This is a genomic window from Kribbella koreensis (genome assembly GCF_039525325.1).
GTDB classification, from domain to species: domain Bacteria; phylum Actinomycetota; class Actinomycetes; order Propionibacteriales; family Kribbellaceae; genus Kribbella; species Kribbella koreensis.
Genome location: NZ_BAAAHK010000018.1, coordinates 1 through 16,300, shown reverse-complemented (window position 1 = coordinate 16,300; position 16,300 = coordinate 1). Strand labels below are relative to the sequence as shown.

The window sequence follows — 16,300 nt, the reverse complement described above, 5'->3', positions numbered from 1 at the left end:
ACTAGTACAATACCTAGATGACGGAGAAGGTCAAGAGTCAGCGGATCGCGTCGTACCGGCGCAGCGCCTCCAGCCGGGCCTCGGCGTGGTCGACGATCGGCTCGGGATAGTCCGGTGTGCCCAGCTCGGGGATCCAGCGGCGCTGGTACTCGCCGTCGGGATCGAACTTCTTCGCCTGCGTCGACGGGTTGAAGACCCGGAAGTACGGCGAGGCGTCGGCGCCGCAGCCGGCCACCCACTGCCAGTTCAGCGAGTTGGACGCGAGATCGCCGTCGACCAGGTTCTGCATGAACCAGCGGGCGCCGAACTTCCAGTGCACATGAAGGTCCTTGACCAGGAAGGACGCCACCACCATCCGGACCCGGTTGTGCATGAAGCCGGTCGACGCGAGCTCTCGCAGGCCCGCGTCGACGATCGGATAGCCGGTCATCCCACGGCACCAGGCGTCGAAGGCGTCGCCGGGTTCGTCGTACTCCATCTTGTCGAACTCAGGTCGCAGCGGCTTCCACGCGGCGTCCGGGTGTCCGGCCAGCAGGTCCGCGCAGAACTCCCGCCAGGCAAGCTCACGTCGATACCCCTCCGCACCGGCGCTGCGCCTGCGGGCGAGATCGGCGAGCATCGTCCGCGGATGGATCTCCCCGTACTTGAGCGGCACCGACATCCGCGAGGTCGCGTCGAGATCCGGCCGGTCGCGGACCTCCCCGTACTCCGCGACTTCGTCGAGGTACGCCTCCCACTGGTCGCGAGCTGCCCCTTCGCCCGCAACCACCTTGCTCGACGGAAGCCGGTCGCCCTTGGCATCGACCCATTCGACGTCGGGCGGCGCATCGACGGGCTGCCGCCAGCCGTGTTCGAGCCAGGCGTGGAAGTACGGCGTGAAGACTCGGTAGGACGACCCTTGTTGCGTCAGCACTCGCCCCGGCGCAACGGCGTACGGGGAACCGGTGCTGACGAGCGGACATCCGAGCGCCTTCTCGACCGCCGCGTCGCGCCGCCGCCCGTACGGTCCGTAGTCCGCCGAGATGTGCACACTCACCGCATCGACCTCGGCCGCCAGCGCCCGCACCACCTCGACCGGATCTCCGCGCCGGACAACAAGTCGCCCACCCAGCGACTCGGACAGACTCCGCAAGGATCCGGCCAGATGTTCCCGCCGCGGCCCACCTGATTGATCCCACAACAAAGGATCGAGCACGAACAGCCCGACCACGCTGCCGTCGCCCGCCGCAACCGCATCCAGCAACGCCGGATTGTCGGCCAACCGAAGATCCCGCCGAAACCACATCACCGCAGTAGCCATCCTCAGATCCTCGCGGATGAACAACTTTCGACGACACTCCGCGAGATCCGAACACACGATTGGGTAAGGCTTGCCTCAGTAGGTGAGAATGGATGTCGTGAGCGAGCTGATCGATACCACCGAGATGTACCTGCGGACCGTCTACGAGCTGGAAGAAGAAGGCATCCTGCCGCTGCGCGCGCGGATCGCCGAGCGGCTCCACCAATCCGGACCGACGGTCAGCCAGACGGTGGCCCGGATGGAGCGCGACGGGCTCGTCACGGTCGAGGGCGACCGCCACCTCGAGCTCACCCAGGTCGGGCGGATGCAGGCCACCCGGGTGATGCGCAAGCACCGGCTGGCCGAGCGGTTGCTGGTCGACGTGATCGGGCTGGAGTGGGAGGACGTGCACGCGGAGGCCTGCCGCTGGGAGCACGTGATGAGCGACGCGGTCGAGCTGCGGCTGCTGAAGATCCTCGACAACCCGACCGAGTCGCCGTACGGCAACCCGATCCCGGGCCTGGAGGAGCTGCAGAAGGAGAGCCTGGCGACCCCGATCGGCGAGTTCCGGATCGGTGTCGAGCCGCTCGACAAGGTGCTCGACCAGGCCACCGGCGACAGTGTCCGGGTGCTGGTCCGGCGGATCGCCGAGCCGGTGCAGAGCGACGACGACGCGATGTCGGTGCTGCGCCGCGCGGGCGCGCTGCCCGGCCGCGAGGTCGACTCGATGCTCGACGCGGAGGGTGTCCTGATGGGCAGCCGCGAGGCCGGCGGCGTGATCAGCGACGAGACGGCCGGCCACATCTTCGTCAGCCTGGTTTAAGACTGCACCAAGAAATGGTACGGACAGCGCTCGATGCTGTACTGACAGTGTTCAGGCAGTAACGTCTGTCGGCGATGCCTGAGAACGATATCGACTGGCCGGGGTACCTGCGGGAGTTCCACACCGCAGCCCCGGGCAGCACTGAAGCCCTGTTGTCACGAGCGGTGGCCGGGGACCACACGCCCTATCGCTGGCTGGTCCGCGCGGTCTCCGGCGAGGCGCGACGCGTCCTCGACCTCGCCTGCGGCAACGGCCCGGTCGCCCGCGAGCTGTACGGGCGGTGGGTGGTCGGCGTCGACAACAACGCGGCCCAGCTGGCCGGAGCGCCCGGTCCGAAGGTCCAGGCGGATGCGCTGCACCTGCCCTTCGCCAACGAGGCCTTCGACGTGGTCACCTGCTCGATGGGGCTGGCGGTGCTGCAGCCGCTGCCCGAAGTACTGGCCGAGGCTGCTCGCGTACTGCGACGCGGCGGCGTCCTCGCCGCCACGGTCCCCGCGGTGCGGCCGCTGCGCCGGGGTGACCTTCGCACGCTCACCAGCCTGACCACCCGGCTGCGCTCGACGCCGCAGTTCCCAGGTGGCGGGGAGATCAAGGACCTGAAGGACCAGCTGCGCGGGGCCGGCTTCGACGTGATGGAGTCCCAGCGCGAGCGGTACGCGTACACCGTCCGCTCCCTCGACGACGCCCGCCGCCTGGTCGGCGCCCTCTACCTGCCCGGTACGTCGGACGCCCGCCGCGAAGCCGCCGCCGTCTGGCTGGCCAAGAACGGCGAGACCAAGGACGGCTTCGAGGTGGCCATCCCCGTCCGCCGCATCACCGCGATGCGGACGAAGGTCGCCCTCGCCTGAGTCACAGGTACCGTTCATGCTGTGCCTGCTCTGACCTGGTCGATCCGTGCGCTGGATCGTGCGCTGGACGGCGAGCGGTTCTACCGCGAGTTGCTGGCGGACGAGCCGGCCGCCTTCTGGCTGGACGGCAGCCTGACCGATCGGGGTGTTCGCCGGCTCTCGGTCCTCGGCACCTCGACCGGCGCCGACGCGGACGTCCTCGTCCGGGACGTCGCCGACGGAGACGTGTTCACCGAGTTGCAGGACCTGCTCAGCACTCGATCGGCTCAGCTGGGCGAAGTACCGGCTGTTCTGCGGGAGGTCTTCAGCGGCGGCTATGTCGGCTACTTCGGGTATGAGCTGAAGGCCCTCACCGGTGGCGCCGCCGCGCACGAAGCGCCGACCCCGGACGCCCTGTGGATCTGGGCCAACCGCTTCGTCCTGCTCGACCACGACGAGGACCGGGCGCTGCTCGTCGCCCTGCATTCCCCGGGCGACCGGTCGGCAGGTGAATGGCTCGACCGGGCAGAGACAGCGGCGGCAAGCTGGTACATGGGCTGGCGGGAAGCGCCGCCGATCGCCGAACTCGACCTGGAAGCCCACCTCGAGCAAGACCGCGTCACCTACCTGGCCGGCATCGACGCCTGCATGGCTGCCCTCGAAGCCGGCGAGACCTACGAGGTCTGCCTGACGAATCGCGTCCGTCTCCCCGCCATCGACGACCCGTTCGAGTTCTACCTGTGGCAACGACAGAGCAACCCCGCCCCGTACTCCGCCTTCCTCCGGTACGGCGACCTGGCCGTCGCCAGCTCCTCGCCCGAACGGTTCATCACCGTCGACGGCGACGGCTGGGCCGAATGCCGCCCGATCAAGGGGACCGCGCCGCGCGTCGAGGACCCGGCGCAGGACCAGCTCGTCGCGAAGGCGCTCGCCGAGGACGAGAAGACCCGCGCCGAGAACCTGATGATCGTCGACCTGATCCGCAACGACCTCGGCCGGGTCAGCCGGCCGGGCACCGTGCAGGTCCCACAGCTGATGGCGGTCGAGAGCTACCAGACCGTGCACCAACTCGTCACGACCGTCCGCGGCCAGCTGCGCGATGGCGTGGATGCCGTGGACGCAGTACGGGCGTGCTTCCCACCCGGCTCGATGACCGGGGCGCCGAAGATCCGCACGATGGAGCTGCTCGACGAGCTCGAGTGGTCGGCGCGCGGGGTGTACTCGGGCGCGCTCGGCTACCTGACCGTGGACGGCCGGGCGGATCTCAGCGTGGTGATCCGGACCGCCGTGATGACTCCGGGGGAGACCGTGGTCGGGGCGGGTGGGGCGATCGTGCTCGACTCGGATCCGGTCGCGGAGTACGACGAGATGGTGCTCAAGGCAACAGCAACGATCCAGGGGGCGGGTATGAGTGTTCTGCGGGTGGCGGATTCCTTCTTGGTGGCCAATGGCAAGATCCGCGGGCTCGACCTGCACCGGCGGCGGTTCACCGGAGCATGCGCGGCGCGCGGCGTCGAGGCGGGGGACTACTTCGACGACCAGGTGAAGCGCCTGCCCGGCTTCGGTCGCTGGTTCCCGCGCTTCGAACTGGATGCTGACGGCAAGCTTTCCGTCCAGCTCCGGCCGGCGCCACCGCAAGGCGGCCGCATCCGCGTGGTGGTCCACGACGGCCCCGACCCGCGCACCCAGCCGCTGGTGAAGGGCCCCGATCTCGAGGCCCTCGGTGAGCTGAAAGCCCAAGCCGCCAAGGCTTTCCATGCCGACGAGGTCCTGATCGCCGACCCCGACGGCATCGTCGTCGAGGCGGCGTACTCGGCCGTCCTCTGGTGGGAGGACGACACCCTTTGTGTCCCGCCCACCGACCGTCCCTACCTCGCCTCGGTCACCTCGGAACTGGTACGCCGAATCGCCACCGCCGAAGGCATCGAGGTCGCCGAGCGCCCCCGCACCGCCACCGACCTCGCCGGCACCGAGGTCTGGCTGGTCAACGCACTCCACGGCATCCGCCCGGTCGAGGCCTGGAACCACGACCCGATCGACCCGCTGCCCTTCACCCGCTCCACCGCCTGGCAGCAGATCTTGCTCGACTCAGCCGCCGTCATCTGAGTCGTCACCCAAACTGCCGGCTGCTGCTTGGGCGGGGCGGGGCCGATTCCGCCGGTCAGGGGTTGGGGAGGATTCTCCCCGGAGCCGGGGAGGAATTTAACCCGAATCCGGGGGATTTCCCTCCCCAAGCCCGCTACTTCCGGGGGGATGCCCTTCCCAGGCGGTCCGGTTCGTAAAACTGATATCACTATGCTACCTTTGAGATACTGAGTTCGACTCGAAGGAAACAGGGGTGTGCGATGAGTGCGGATGTCGACGTGATGGTGGAGATGCCCAAGCCGAAGGTCAGCGAGCGGTCGGCGGGGGATCTGAACGGATGGCCGATGCTCGGTCTGGCGTTCGTGCTCGGGGTCGGCGGAGCCGCGCTGTTCATCGTCGGGACGACCGGTGATCAGGTCGCGCTGACGATCATCGGTGTCGTCCTGTTCGTCGCCGCCCTGATCGTGGCGGCGGGTCTCACCCCGGTCGCGCCGGGCCGGGCTCGAGTGCTGCAGATCCTCGGCCGGTACGCCGGAACGATCCGCGTCGACGGCCTGCGCTGGGTGAACCCGATCTCCGCCCGCAAGGAGATCTCCACCCGGATCCGCAACCACGAAACGGCCGTTGCCAAGGTCAACGATGCCGACGGCAACCCGATCGAGATCGCCGCGGTGGTGGTCTGGCAGGTGCAGGACACCGCGCAGGCGATGTTCGAGGTCGACGACTTCGTCCGGTTCGTCGCGATCCAGACCGAGACCGCGGTCCGGCACATCGCGAACAGCTACCCGTACGACGTCCACGAGGCGACCGACCGGATGTCGTTGCGGGACAGTACGGACGAGATCACCCAGAAGCTCTCGACCGAGATCGGTGCCCGGGTGCGTGCGGCCGGCGTCCACGTGATCGAGTCGCGGATCACCCACCTGGCCTATGCGCCTGAAATCGCGCAGGCGATGCTCCGTCGCCAGCAGGCGGGCGCTGTGGTCGCGGCCCGGCAGCAGATCGTCGAGGGCGCCGTGGGCATGGTCGAGCTCGCGCTGGCACGGCTGTCCGAGCGTCAGGTGGTCGAGCTGGACGAGGAGCGCAAGGCGACGATGGTCAGCAACCTGCTCGTCGTGCTCTGCGGTGATCGCGACGCCCAGCCCGTGGTCAACGCCGGTTCGCTCTACCAGTAGGGCGGGCTCGTGGCCGTTGAACGCAAGAAGATCCTGCTCCGGCTGGATCCCGTGGTCCACGACGCGCTGGCCCGGTGGGCAGGCGACGACCTGCGCAGTACGAACGCGCAGATCGAGTTTCTGCTCCGCCGCGCCCTCGCCGACGCCGGCCGGCTGCCCGGCAACGTCGGCAAGATGCGCGGCCCGGGCCGCCCGGCCAAGGAGGAAGAGGACGCCTAGCCCTCGCTGCCGCGGGCGGCGATGACGCTCAGGCTGTGCGCGATCGAGGTCAGCGCCAGCGCGCTCACCGAGTCGTAGGTCCCGGCCTTCAACTTGCCGGCCACCTCCGCCGCCTTCGCGGCCAGTTCACGGGCGACCTGCAGTTCCTGCTCATGATTCGAAGCCATGTGGTCACGCTACGCGTCGAGTTCGGTGAACAAGGTGAGTTGCACGCCGCCGGGGCCTTCGAGTCGCGCGTTCAACGAGTTCCAGGGTGTCCGGGTCGGCTCGGCCACCACCTCGGCGCCGGCGGCAGCCAGCTTGGCGGTCGTCGCCGCCGAGTCGTCCACCTCGAAGGCGACGCGGTACTTGCCGGCCACCCGCCGTCCGACCTCGACCCGGTCGATGAACTCGGCCTGGTTCGGATCCGCGATCTCCAGCGTCGCCCGGCCGGCCTCCAGGATCGTCACCCGCCCGTCCGCCGACTCGTAGGCCTCCCGTTCGGTCAGTCCCAGCACGTCGCGATAGAACCCGACGGCCGCCTCGTAGTCGTCGACCGTCACCACCAGCCGCAGTTCCCGCACTCCGTCTGCCACGATCCGCTCCTCGATCCGTTGCGCTTCGCCGAATTGTCCGATTGCACGGTACCGATCCAGGGTGCTACGGTTCATTAGTCAAGTAATGAACCTATGAACCGAAGAACCTAGCAGCAGGGGTGGAGGTGAGCGCGGTGTTCGACGATCGCAGCCCGATCTATCTGCAGATCGCGGAGCAGATCAAGAACGACATCGTCAGCGGCGCGCTGGCCGAGGACGAGCAGGTGATGTCGACCAACCAGTACGCCGCGTTCTACCGGATCAACCCCGCCACCGCCGCCAAGGGTTTCGCCCAGCTGGTCGACGAGGGCGTGCTCTACAAGAAGCGCGGGATCGGGATGTTCGTCAGCCCGAATGCTCGCGAGCTTCTCCGGACCGGCCGGCGCGACTCGTTCTTCGCCGACGTGGTCGACCCGATGATTCGTGAGGCCAAGGCGATCGGCGTACCGCTGTCCGACGTCGTGAAGCACATCCAGAAGGATGGTGAGAAGTGAGCGGCCTAGGTGTGAGGACCGAGAACCTGACCGTCGCATTCGCCGGCGTACCGGCCCTGGACGGGCTGGATCTGCGGCTCGCGCCGGACAAGATCCACGGTCTGCTCGGCCGCAACGGCTCGGGCAAGAGCACGCTGGCCGCCGTCCTGGCCGGTTTCCGGCAGCCCGATGACGGGCGGGTGCTGATCGAGGGCGACGAGCTGGGTGCGCTGCCGCCGTACGAGGACGCCGTCGTCACCAGCCGGATCTGCCTGATCCGCGAGTCGGGTGACCTGGTCGACTCCGCGCCCGTCCGGCATGTGCTCGAGCTGGCGAGCAGCCTGCGGCCGTACTGGAACGAGGACCTGGCGGGCGAGTTGCTCGACAAGTTCGAAGTACCGACGAAGAAGAAGGTGCAGAAGCTCTCGCGCGGTAAGAAGTCGGCACTCGGGGTCGTGCTGGGACTGGCCAGCCGCGCGCCGCTGACGATCTTCGACGAGAGCTACCTCGGGATGGACGTGCCGTCGCGCAACCTGTTCTACGACGCGCTGCTCGCCGACTACACCGAAGTACCGCGGACGATCATCTTGTCCACCCACTTGGTCAGCGAGGTCAGTGCGCTGCTCGAGGAGGTCGTCATCCTCGACAACGGCCGGCTCGTCACCCAGTCGCCGGTCGACTCGCTGCGCGGCCGCGGCGCCTCGATCGTCGGCCCGGCCCGGGCGGTCGACGAGTTGACCGCGGGACTGACCGTGCTCGCCGAGCAGCGGCTCGGTGGTACCAAATCGTCAACGGTGCTTGGCGATCTGGACGACATGCTGCTCGCGCAGGCGAAGTCGGCCGGGCTCGAGATCGGTCCGGTCGGCCTGCAGGAACTGTTCGTCCACCTGACCGGTACGACGCGCTCGAAGGAGGGCTCCGCATGACCACCCAGTCCATCGCCCGTACTGCGGCCCTGCCGCGCGGCGTCACCTCGTCCGGGCGGCTCAAGCGAGTGGTCAGCTCGATGGCGATCGGCCTCCGCCCGATGATCGTCGGCTACTGGGTCGTGATGACCGGGTCGTTCCTGATCGGCGGACTGGTCTCGCAGCTGATCGGTGGCGGCCTCGACCACAGCATCTGGGACTACGGCACCCAGTCGCCGAAGTACTTCTCCGCGGCGATCGGCATCACCCTGGCGCCGGCGCTGTTCAACCTGCTGATCGCGCACGGGGTCACCCGGCGGATGTTCTCCGTTGCCGCCGGCATCCTTCTGGTCGGCGCCGCGGCCGCGACCGCCCTGCTGTGGGTGGTCGCCTACCAGATCGAGCGGGTGATCTACGACTGGGCCGGGCTGACCCAGACGCTGGCCAATCCGCATCTGTTCACCAAGACCTCGCAGGTGGGGCTGATCTTCACCGAGTTCTTCCTGCTGATCATCGCGCACGAGGCCGCCGGCTGGCTGATCGGCATCAGCTTCTACCGGTTCGGTTTCTGGAAGGGTCTCCTGCTGCTGCCGCTCGGCGTCCTGCCGGCTGCCGCGGCGGAACTCCTGCTGGTCGCACAGTGGCTCGCTGACGCGCTGCGTACCACCAGCTATCACCGTCCATCGCTGGCGATCGGCGTACCGGGAGTGCTGGTGGCCAGTGCCCTCGGCCTGTACTTCGGTTACCTGATGCTTCGCCCGATGGCGCTCAAACCCGCCAAGGGCTGACTCCACAAACCCTTTGGCAGTAGGTAGGGAGGCTCCGCCATGCCCGGAAACAGCCGTGACGACGACCTGGTGGTCGTCAACTTCCTCCGTAAGACCTACGGCGCGACCGTCGCCGTCGACAACGTCTCGCTGACCGTGCGCGAGGGTGAGATCTTCGGCATCCTCGGCCCGAACGGCGCCGGCAAGACCACCACGGTCGAGTCGATCGCCGGGCTCCGCCGGCCGGACGCCGGTACGGTCCGGGTCGCCGGTCTCAATCCGTACAAGCGGCGCAGCCAGATCACCTCGCTGGTCGGCGTCCAGCTCCAGGCCAGTGAGCTGCCCGAGCGGATCAAGGCCCGCGAGGCGCTCGAGCTGTACGCGTCGTTCTACCCGAACCCGGCCGACCCGGCGGAGTTGCTTGAGCGGCTCGGGCTGACCAAGGTCCGCGACACCGCCTTCGGCAAGCTGTCCGGTGGGCAGAAGCAGCGGCTGTCGATCGCGCTGGCGCTGATCGGCAACCCGAAGCTCGCCATCCTCGACGAGCTGACCACCGGCCTCGACCCGCAGGCGCGGCGGGACACCTGGGAGCTGGTCAAGCAGATCCGCGACTCGGGCGTGACGATCATCCTGGTCACTCACTTCATGGAAGAGGCCGAGTACCTCTGCGACCGGATCGCCATCATCGACGCCGGCTTGGTCGTCGCCCTGGACACTCCGGCGGGCCTGGTCGACGCGGCCCGTACCGAGCAGCGGATCAGCTTCCGAGTCCCTGGCGTCTTGGACGACGCGGTGCTGAAAGCCCTCCCCGCGGTGAACTCCGTGATCCGCGACGGCGACCGGATCGTTGTCACCGGCAACGACAACCTGCTGGTCGCGGTCGTCACCGAACTCGCGAGCCGCGGCCAGGCGCCGCTCGACCTGCACACCGAACAGACGACGCTGGACGACGCCTTCCTGGCGCTGGTGCCCCCTGATCGGCGGCACTCGAGCGATGCCGATCAGGGGACACCAGTCGGCCGGACCTTCGAAGGAGCGGAGCGATGAGCCAGACCCTCACTCTCACCCGGATCGAGAGCAAGCTGTTCCTGCGCGAGTGGGCCGGGCTGTTCTTCGTCTTCGTGCTGCCGGTCGGGCTGTTGACGATCTTCTCGCTGATCGGCGACGGCGGCGGGTCGAGCGACGGCGTACCGGCGAGCTTCCTGCCCACGATGGCGATCGGGATCGGGATCGGCATCCTGGGGATGGCCACGCTGCCGATGATCCTGGCCGGGTACCGCGAGAAGGGCATCCTGCGGCGGATGTCGACCACCCCGGTACGCCCGGTGAAGCTGCTGATCGCCCAGCTGCTCCTGCACCTGGCCGCGGGCGTCGTCGTGATCGCCCTCATCCTCGGGCTGGGCTCGGCCGTCTTCGGCGCCGACCTCCCGGCCGCGCCGTTGCCCTTCGCCCTCTCGGCCGTTCTCTTCACGGTCGCCGAGCTGTCGATCGGTGTGCTGATCGCCGGCCTGGTCTCGACCGCCAAGGGCGCGAGTATCGTCGGCAACATCCTGTTCTTCCCGAGCATGTTCTTCGCCGGCGTCTGGACGCCGGGCGATCTGATGCCGCACGCCATCCGCTGGGTCCGCGACATCACTCCGATGGGCGCCGGGATGACCAGCATGCAGGATGCGTGGTCGGGGCACTGGCCGGGCCTGGAACACGTCGTCGCGTTGCTCGCGGTAACCATCGGTTGTGTTGCATTGGCGGCTCGATTCTTTCGCTGGCAATGAAGGTTATGCACAGGGGTTGTGCATAACATCGATCGTTTCTGTGGATGGTCGGGTACACACTGTGGACGACACGCTGACGGTGGCAGATTCGCCGATCCTCTTTGCCAGAAAGGGTTGTGCGCGCACCGGACGGGGAGGTAGAAATGTCGACACGCTGTTCCTCAGGGAACGGCGGGTCGGACGGAAACCGAGGACCCTCGCGGTGGGGATCCCCACTGAGGTAGACCGGTGACGGGGTCTGCCGGACCCGACGGACCCGTCTGGGAAGCTGGAGACGTCACCTTCCTTCAGCTCTTGCAGGCCCCTCCGACTCATACTCGGAGGGGCCTGCTTCTTTGTCGTCCACAGGGTGAAACGAAACCGGCCGGTGCACGAATGCGCACCGGCCGATTACTTGGTAGAGCGTTCAGCGAAGCTTGACCGTCAGTGTCGAGTGGCTCCCGTGACCAGTCACCTGGACCTCGGTTCCACGCGCGGTGGTCACCAGCTTGTACTTCGCCGCGCGACCGTCGAGGCTCACCGCCTGCACCTTCGCGCCGACCGGAAGTACCGCACCGACCGTGAGGGTTGCCGACAGCCCCTTGCCGCGGACCTCGGTCCGAAGTTCCTTGCCTGCAAGGGATGCCGCGACATCGATCGACCCACGGCCGAGCCGGATGTTGCTACCGGCCACCTTCTGCTGCCCGCCCGGGATCTGCGGTACGACGGTCAGCATGCCGTGCCCGAGATCCGGATCGACGCCGAGCTGCTGGTGCACGACCGGCCAGAGGATGCCGTACGCGCCCCACGCCTGCAGCGTCATCGAGCGGTCGGTGAACGCCCGGTCGATGTTGGCCGGCGAGTCCGGCGACGGCGCGATCTCCGGCATGGCGCCCGGCGTCTCCCAGACCTTCGGGTCGAGCTGGATCCGCGCGTTCCCGGTCGTGTAGACCTGCTGCTGACTCTTCCCCAGGCGACCGAAGTTGCCCTCGGCAACCGCCATGATCGAGGTGTTCAGCGAGAAGATGCTCCGCTCACTCTTCACACCCGACACGACGGTGTCGCAGGAGGCTCCGGGGTTGCCCGCAGGATCCGAGGTCGGCCCGGTGCCGGTGTGGAACAGCCCGAATTCGCCTGTGTAGCAAGGCTTCTCGCGCTGGTCGAGTGCGGTCTTGGCGTGCTCGGTGGAGGCCAGGGGAGTGGTGGGCCGGCCGGGGCGGACCAGTTCGGCCTCCATCGGGGTGACGCCGGTCCAGTGCCGCTGGAAGATCGGCGTGTTGTCGTTGGCCGGGTTGGCAGGGTCGTCGATCGAGTCGGCGTACCCGAAGGCCTGGTCGACCCACCACTGGCTCTCGAACCGCTTCTCGACGTCGGTCGCCTTGGCCGTCGCCCATTGCCGCGTCGCCTGGTCGTGCTTCGAGGCGGCGAGGTCGGCGAGGTCGCGCAGTCCGCGAGCGAGGTACACGGTGCTGTCGAGTTTCTCCGAGCCCATGCCGTTGCGCTCGACGTTGGCGAGGCCCTCGAGCCAGCCGTCGCCGTCCTGGTCGAGTTCGCGGTAGACGTACTTCAGGTTGCGCACGCTGAAGTCGTACATCTCGTCGCGGAACCGGTCGTCGCCCGTCCAGCGCCACAGCAGCGCCACGATGCTGGGGAACTTGACCGTCTCGTCGGTGTTGCCGGCGCTGGTGTTCGAGCCGAAGTAGACGTCGCCGGTCGGCGTCACCTCGTGGGCGACCTTGCCGCTGCGGTTGTTGAGGATGTCGCTGACGTCGCGCAGTGCGCGCAGGTGGGACTTCACCGTGTCGAACTGGCCGGCCGCGACCGCGGCGTACGAGGTGTATTCACCGTCGGTCGCGAACAGCCAGGGGTAGTCGGGGAAGCCGGCGCCGAACCAGCGGGCGGTGTCGACGGTGCCGCTGGGTGCCGGGTACGCCTTGCCTTCGTTGACGTCGCGGATCTGCAGGTTGTGCGCCTCCTGGACGGAGTCGGCGAGGTTCTGCTTGCTCCACTCGACGCTCTGCTGCAGCAGCCGGTCACCAGGCAGGTCCACTGCGGACATCTCGTCGATCGCGGCGCGGCTCTTCTTCTTTGCCTGCAGCAACTTCTCGGGGTTGCTGATGGCCTGCTTGTACTCGCGTTGTGCGGCTGTTCTGCCTTCGTCCGATCCCGCGACGGCGAACCAGACCGTCGTCGTCCGGCCGGGCTTCAGATCGACGCTGTAGGTGAGGCGTCCGCCGGTGCCTTTGCCGAAGGCGGTGTCGTCGCAGTGCTTGGGTGCGTCGCCGTCGGCCGGGCAGATGACTGCTGGGTCCTGTGGGCCGCGGTTGTTGGCACCGAGGGCGTGGTTGGTCGGTTTGATGGTTGATCCGACGATCGCGGCGTAGTCGTGTTCGGCGGCGTTGGCTATCGGTGGGGTGCCTTGCTCGCGGAATTGGAGGGTGCCGTCGCTGTACGAACCGGTGTCCGGGAGGTTCATCTGGGCGGCGTTGGGGGTCGTCCAACCCCAGGGATAGGACTGCATCAGCTCTGAGTGTGCGTCTACATCGAGCGCGACTGTCTTGGCGGTGGTCGATTCGAAGGTCAGGCCGACCACTGTTGCGCGGACTCCGTCGGGGACGAAGTCGGTGCGCTCGACGCTGACGGCGCCGGGGTAGCTGATTCGCTGGTAGCCCTGGCCGCTTGTGTACTTCGCGGCCGCGGTGTCCTTGCCGAGCCAGGATCCGTCGACGCCGAACCAGAGTCCGTCGAGCAGCTTCAGCGGGGCGGTCCAGAAGCCGCCCATCTCACCGCGGGTGTGCCAGCCGGTCGCGGGGTAGAGGCCGTTCTCGTCGCCCATCGCGTAGGCCCGATCCCCGACAACCAACGACCGCCGATCCGCCAGCCTTGTCGACTCCGACAACTCACTCGACCGTGTGGTCGCCGCCTGGGCGTCGACCGTTGCGCCCGCGCCTGCGATGGAGGCTGCGCTCGCGTCTGTGGCGGAGGCTGGGCTCGCGCCTGGGGTTGCGGTGGCGAGGGAAGGGATGCCGCTGAGGGCGAGGACTGTTGCTGCGGCGAGGAGGCCGGCAGGGGCGGCGTACCGTCTTGTGCTTCGTCTTGTGGTTGGTCTGCTTCGTCCGACAGGGCGGGGTGTCATGACGTACTTCCTCCTTCTGGTGGCGTCTGAGCGCCACCTGCGTCAGCCGGGGGCCGAGCTGCCCCTGACCACCAGCTCCGGTTGCAGGAGCCGTTCCGTCGGACCCTTGGGATCCGGTGTCGTGAGAATGTCGATCAGCTCGCCGGCGATCTCGTCCATCGGCTGCCGGATGCTCGTCAACGCCGGCGACACCACCGACGCCAGCGGCGAGTCGTCGAAGCCGGTCACGGCGACGTCGACTCCGGCCACCAGCCCCCGGCGGCCGAGCTCGCGCAGCGCCCCCAGCGCGAGAATGTCGCTGATGGCAACGATCGCGTCGATCGCGGGGTCGGCGTCGAGCAGTTCCGCAGTACTGCGGGCGCCCTCGTCGATGGTGTCTGCGCGGCAGCGGACGGCCAGCTCGTCGTGGTTCGGCAGCCCGAGCTCACCGCACCTCGCGCGCCACCCGCTCAGCCGGTTCTCCGCCAGGCCGGACGTCTGCGGCCAGCTGAGGAAGCCGATCCGTCGGCGGCCGGTGTCGTACAGATGCTGAACCGCGGTCGCGCATCCGCCGGCGCCGTCGACGTCGACCCAAGGGCCGGGCTGGGTGGACTCCTCCCACACCCTCCCGAACGACACGAACGGGATCTGCTGCTCCTTGAGCCACGCGTGCCGCGGGTCGTGCGTCTCGGTCTGCGACAACACGAACCCGTCCACCAGGCGCCGGGCGTGCAGATCCTCGTAGACCGGCATGCCCTCGACGCCGACCGGTGCCGTGAACAACAAAATGTGCCGTCCGCTGCTCTCGGCGGAAGTGCACAGCGCATGCAGGAACTGGTCCATCACCAGGTGGACCTGCCCGTGCGGCCAGCTCGGTACGCAGTACCCGATCAGCTCGACGGCGCTCGTCCGGAGGCTGCGCGCGTTACGATTGGGACGGTAGTTGAGCAGCTCGATCGATCGGGTCACCCGCTGCAGGGTGTCCGGGCGTAGTCGATGAGGCGCATTGAGGGCGTTGGAGACGGTCTGCACCGAGACCTCCGCGTGAGCGGCAACCTGCTTCAACGTAGCCACGAACCAACCTCCCACCGCACCAGAAGCCACCCGTTTTAACGTTCAAATCCACCAGCAGTCTCACCGCCAAACCCTCCCGTGTCAACGGCTGACCAGTACCCACCCCCCACTCACGCCCCTGGCACCCCAGCCCCGCCACGCCGCTTCCCGCTCCCACCATCTCAGGGGACAACCCCGCAGTTGGTGGGTTGCCTGGCCAGAATCTCGCGGGGCAACCCACCGGTTGAGGGGATAACCCCGCAGATGTGTTCGTGCAGGGCTTCGCCCTCAGTGAGGTGGCCCGGCGCGGAGGATCTCGCGAGCGGCGGCGACCGGCCCTGGCGCGATCCACCGGCCCCACCAGGTGGCGCCGGCCTCGGCGAACGCCGCCGGATCGCCACCACTCGCCTTCACCTCGAACCGGCGTTCGCCCCCACCCGGCCGGCGTTCGCCCCCACCCGGCCGGTCTTCGCCCGCCCCGACTTCGCCCGCCTCGACCTCGTCGGCCTCGACTTCGCCCGCCTCGACTTCGTCCGCCTTGGCGGCTTGCTTGTCTGCAAGGAGTTGGCGGATGTCTTCTGGGGTTGTTTGTTGTGGGGCTGTGGTGGTGCCTTTGTAGGCGCAGGAGCCGTCCCAGCGGAGGATCCGGCGGCGGACGGACGGGACGAGGAAGTTGCCACCCACCCAGATCGGGATGCGTGGACGCTGGAGTGGGGTGGCGGTCAGTTGGACGCCGTCGAGTTGGTAGTGCTTGCCGGCGTACCGGACGGGTTCACCGGTCCACAGCGCGGTGATGATCTCCAGCGACTCGTCGAGCTTCTCGGCCAGCTCGCGTGGAGTGCCGGTGAGGAACGGGTCGCCCGGATCGCCGATCCCGACGCCGAGGATCAGCCGCCCACCCGATAGGTGATCCAAGGCAACGGTCTCGGCGGCGAGCTGCCACGGATGCCGGCGGGGGACCGGCGTCACCGTAGTACCGATCCTGATCGACGACGTTGCACAAGCCATCGCCGCCAGACAGATCCACGGATCGTACGTCGGTTCCGCCGCGTCCCCCTGATAGACGAGATAGTCCTCCAGAAACACCCCGTCCCACCCACAGTCCTCCGCCATCCGCGCCAGCTCAGCCAGCCCGCGCGGATCCCGCCCCACCCCCACCGCCCCGAACGTCACCGAAAACCGCATCCCCCGAAGCTAGCCGCCCTCACCGACAGAACCCTCCCGCCGGCCGGCGTCCCCGCCGACCATGCCCG

16 protein-coding genes are annotated in these 16,300 nt (G+C 68.2%); 10 read left to right on the top strand and 6 right to left on the bottom strand.

Features of this window, described 5'->3' with window-relative positions; translation table 11 throughout:
- Positions 1–37 precede the first annotated feature (37 nt).
- Positions 38–1,300: a cryptochrome/photolyase family protein gene (locus ABD116_RS33140; protein ID WP_343979559.1), complete on the bottom strand. Its 1,263-nt coding sequence runs from the start codon at positions 1,298–1,300 to the stop codon at positions 38–40.
- Between the two features lie 88 nt (positions 1,301–1,388).
- Here ABD116_RS33140 and ABD116_RS33135 point away from each other — a divergent pair, with 88 nt between their 5' ends.
- From ABD116_RS33135 to ABD116_RS33115, 5 genes are all read left to right on the top strand, one after another.
- Positions 1,389–2,102 carry an iron-dependent transcriptional repressor DtxR gene (locus tag ABD116_RS33135; RefSeq protein WP_425552203.1) on the top strand — a complete coding sequence of 238 codons (714 nt, stop codon included), beginning with the start codon at positions 1,389–1,391 and terminating at the stop codon, positions 2,100–2,102.
- Between the two features lie 74 nt (positions 2,103–2,176).
- Complete coding sequence (locus ABD116_RS33130) at positions 2,177–2,950, top strand: class I SAM-dependent methyltransferase (RefSeq protein WP_343979552.1); 774 nt, start codon at positions 2,177–2,179, stop codon at positions 2,948–2,950.
- A gap of 21 nt (positions 2,951–2,971) precedes the next feature.
- On the top strand, positions 2,972–5,035 hold the full coding sequence (gene pabB, locus ABD116_RS33125) for an aminodeoxychorismate synthase component I (protein ID WP_343979548.1): 2,064 nt from the start codon (positions 2,972–2,974) through the stop codon (positions 5,033–5,035).
- 239 nt (positions 5,036–5,274) lie between these two features.
- Positions 5,275–6,189, top strand: coding sequence for an SPFH domain-containing protein (locus ABD116_RS33120; RefSeq protein WP_343979545.1), 915 nt, complete (start codon positions 5,275–5,277; stop codon positions 6,187–6,189).
- A gap of 9 nt (positions 6,190–6,198) precedes the next feature.
- The gene (locus ABD116_RS33115) at positions 6,199–6,408 is read left to right on the top strand and encodes a type II toxin-antitoxin system antitoxin (RefSeq protein WP_343979542.1); all 210 of its coding nucleotides are present in this window, start codon (positions 6,199–6,201) and stop codon (positions 6,406–6,408) included.
- Here ABD116_RS33115 and ABD116_RS33110 read toward each other — a convergent pair.
- Positions 6,405–6,575 carry a hypothetical protein gene (locus tag ABD116_RS33110; RefSeq protein WP_343979539.1) on the bottom strand — a complete coding sequence of 57 codons (171 nt, stop codon included), beginning with the start codon at positions 6,573–6,575 and terminating at the stop codon, positions 6,405–6,407. The two genes, ABD116_RS33115 and ABD116_RS33110, sit on opposite strands and share 4 nt — an antisense overlap.
- A gap of 9 nt (positions 6,576–6,584) precedes the next feature.
- The gene (locus ABD116_RS33105) at positions 6,585–6,983 is read right to left on the bottom strand and encodes a VOC family protein (RefSeq protein ID WP_343979536.1); all 399 of its coding nucleotides are present in this window, start codon (positions 6,981–6,983) and stop codon (positions 6,585–6,587) included.
- A gap of 134 nt (positions 6,984–7,117) precedes the next feature.
- Here ABD116_RS33105 and ABD116_RS33100 point away from each other — a divergent pair, with 134 nt between their 5' ends.
- From ABD116_RS33100 to ABD116_RS33080, 5 genes are read left to right on the top strand one after another with little or no spacing between them, the layout of a single operon-like run.
- Complete coding sequence (locus tag ABD116_RS33100; protein ID WP_343979533.1) at positions 7,118–7,477, top strand: GntR family transcriptional regulator; 360 nt, start codon at positions 7,118–7,120, stop codon at positions 7,475–7,477.
- Positions 7,474–8,382, top strand: coding sequence for an ATP-binding cassette domain-containing protein (locus ABD116_RS33095; protein ID WP_343979530.1), 909 nt, complete (start codon positions 7,474–7,476; stop codon positions 8,380–8,382). The genes ABD116_RS33100 and ABD116_RS33095 overlap by 4 nt, the downstream gene beginning before the upstream one ends.
- Positions 8,379–9,149: a hypothetical protein gene (locus ABD116_RS33090; RefSeq protein WP_343979528.1), complete on the top strand. Its 771-nt coding sequence runs from the start codon at positions 8,379–8,381 to the stop codon at positions 9,147–9,149. Before ABD116_RS33095 ends, ABD116_RS33090 begins: the two co-directional genes overlap by 4 nt.
- 39 nt (positions 9,150–9,188) lie before the next feature.
- Entirely contained in the window at positions 9,189–10,175 is a 987-nt protein-coding gene (locus ABD116_RS33085; protein WP_343979526.1) for an ABC transporter ATP-binding protein, read from the top strand.
- Positions 10,172–10,900 (top strand): ABC transporter permease, encoded by a 729-nt coding sequence (locus tag ABD116_RS33080; protein ID WP_343979523.1) that lies wholly within the window; start codon positions 10,172–10,174, stop codon positions 10,898–10,900. Before ABD116_RS33085 ends, ABD116_RS33080 begins: the two co-directional genes overlap by 4 nt.
- A gap of 406 nt (positions 10,901–11,306) precedes the next feature.
- Here the strand turns inward: ABD116_RS33080 and ABD116_RS33075 are convergent, their stop codons facing one another.
- The 3 genes from ABD116_RS33075 to ABD116_RS33065 all read right to left on the bottom strand — a co-directional run bounded on the left by ABD116_RS33075 (position 11,307) and on the right by ABD116_RS33065 (position 16,232).
- On the bottom strand, positions 11,307–14,015 hold the full coding sequence (locus ABD116_RS33075) for a glucosidase family protein (RefSeq protein WP_343979520.1): 2,709 nt from the start codon (positions 14,013–14,015) through the stop codon (positions 11,307–11,309).
- Between the two features lie 42 nt (positions 14,016–14,057).
- Complete coding sequence (locus tag ABD116_RS33070) at positions 14,058–15,068, bottom strand: LacI family DNA-binding transcriptional regulator (protein WP_343979517.1); 1,011 nt, start codon at positions 15,066–15,068, stop codon at positions 14,058–14,060.
- 267 nt (positions 15,069–15,335) lie between these two features.
- The gene (locus ABD116_RS33065; RefSeq protein WP_343979513.1) at positions 15,336–16,232 is read right to left on the bottom strand and encodes an LLM class flavin-dependent oxidoreductase; all 897 of its coding nucleotides are present in this window, start codon (positions 16,230–16,232) and stop codon (positions 15,336–15,338) included.
- Positions 16,233–16,300 lie beyond the last annotated feature (68 nt).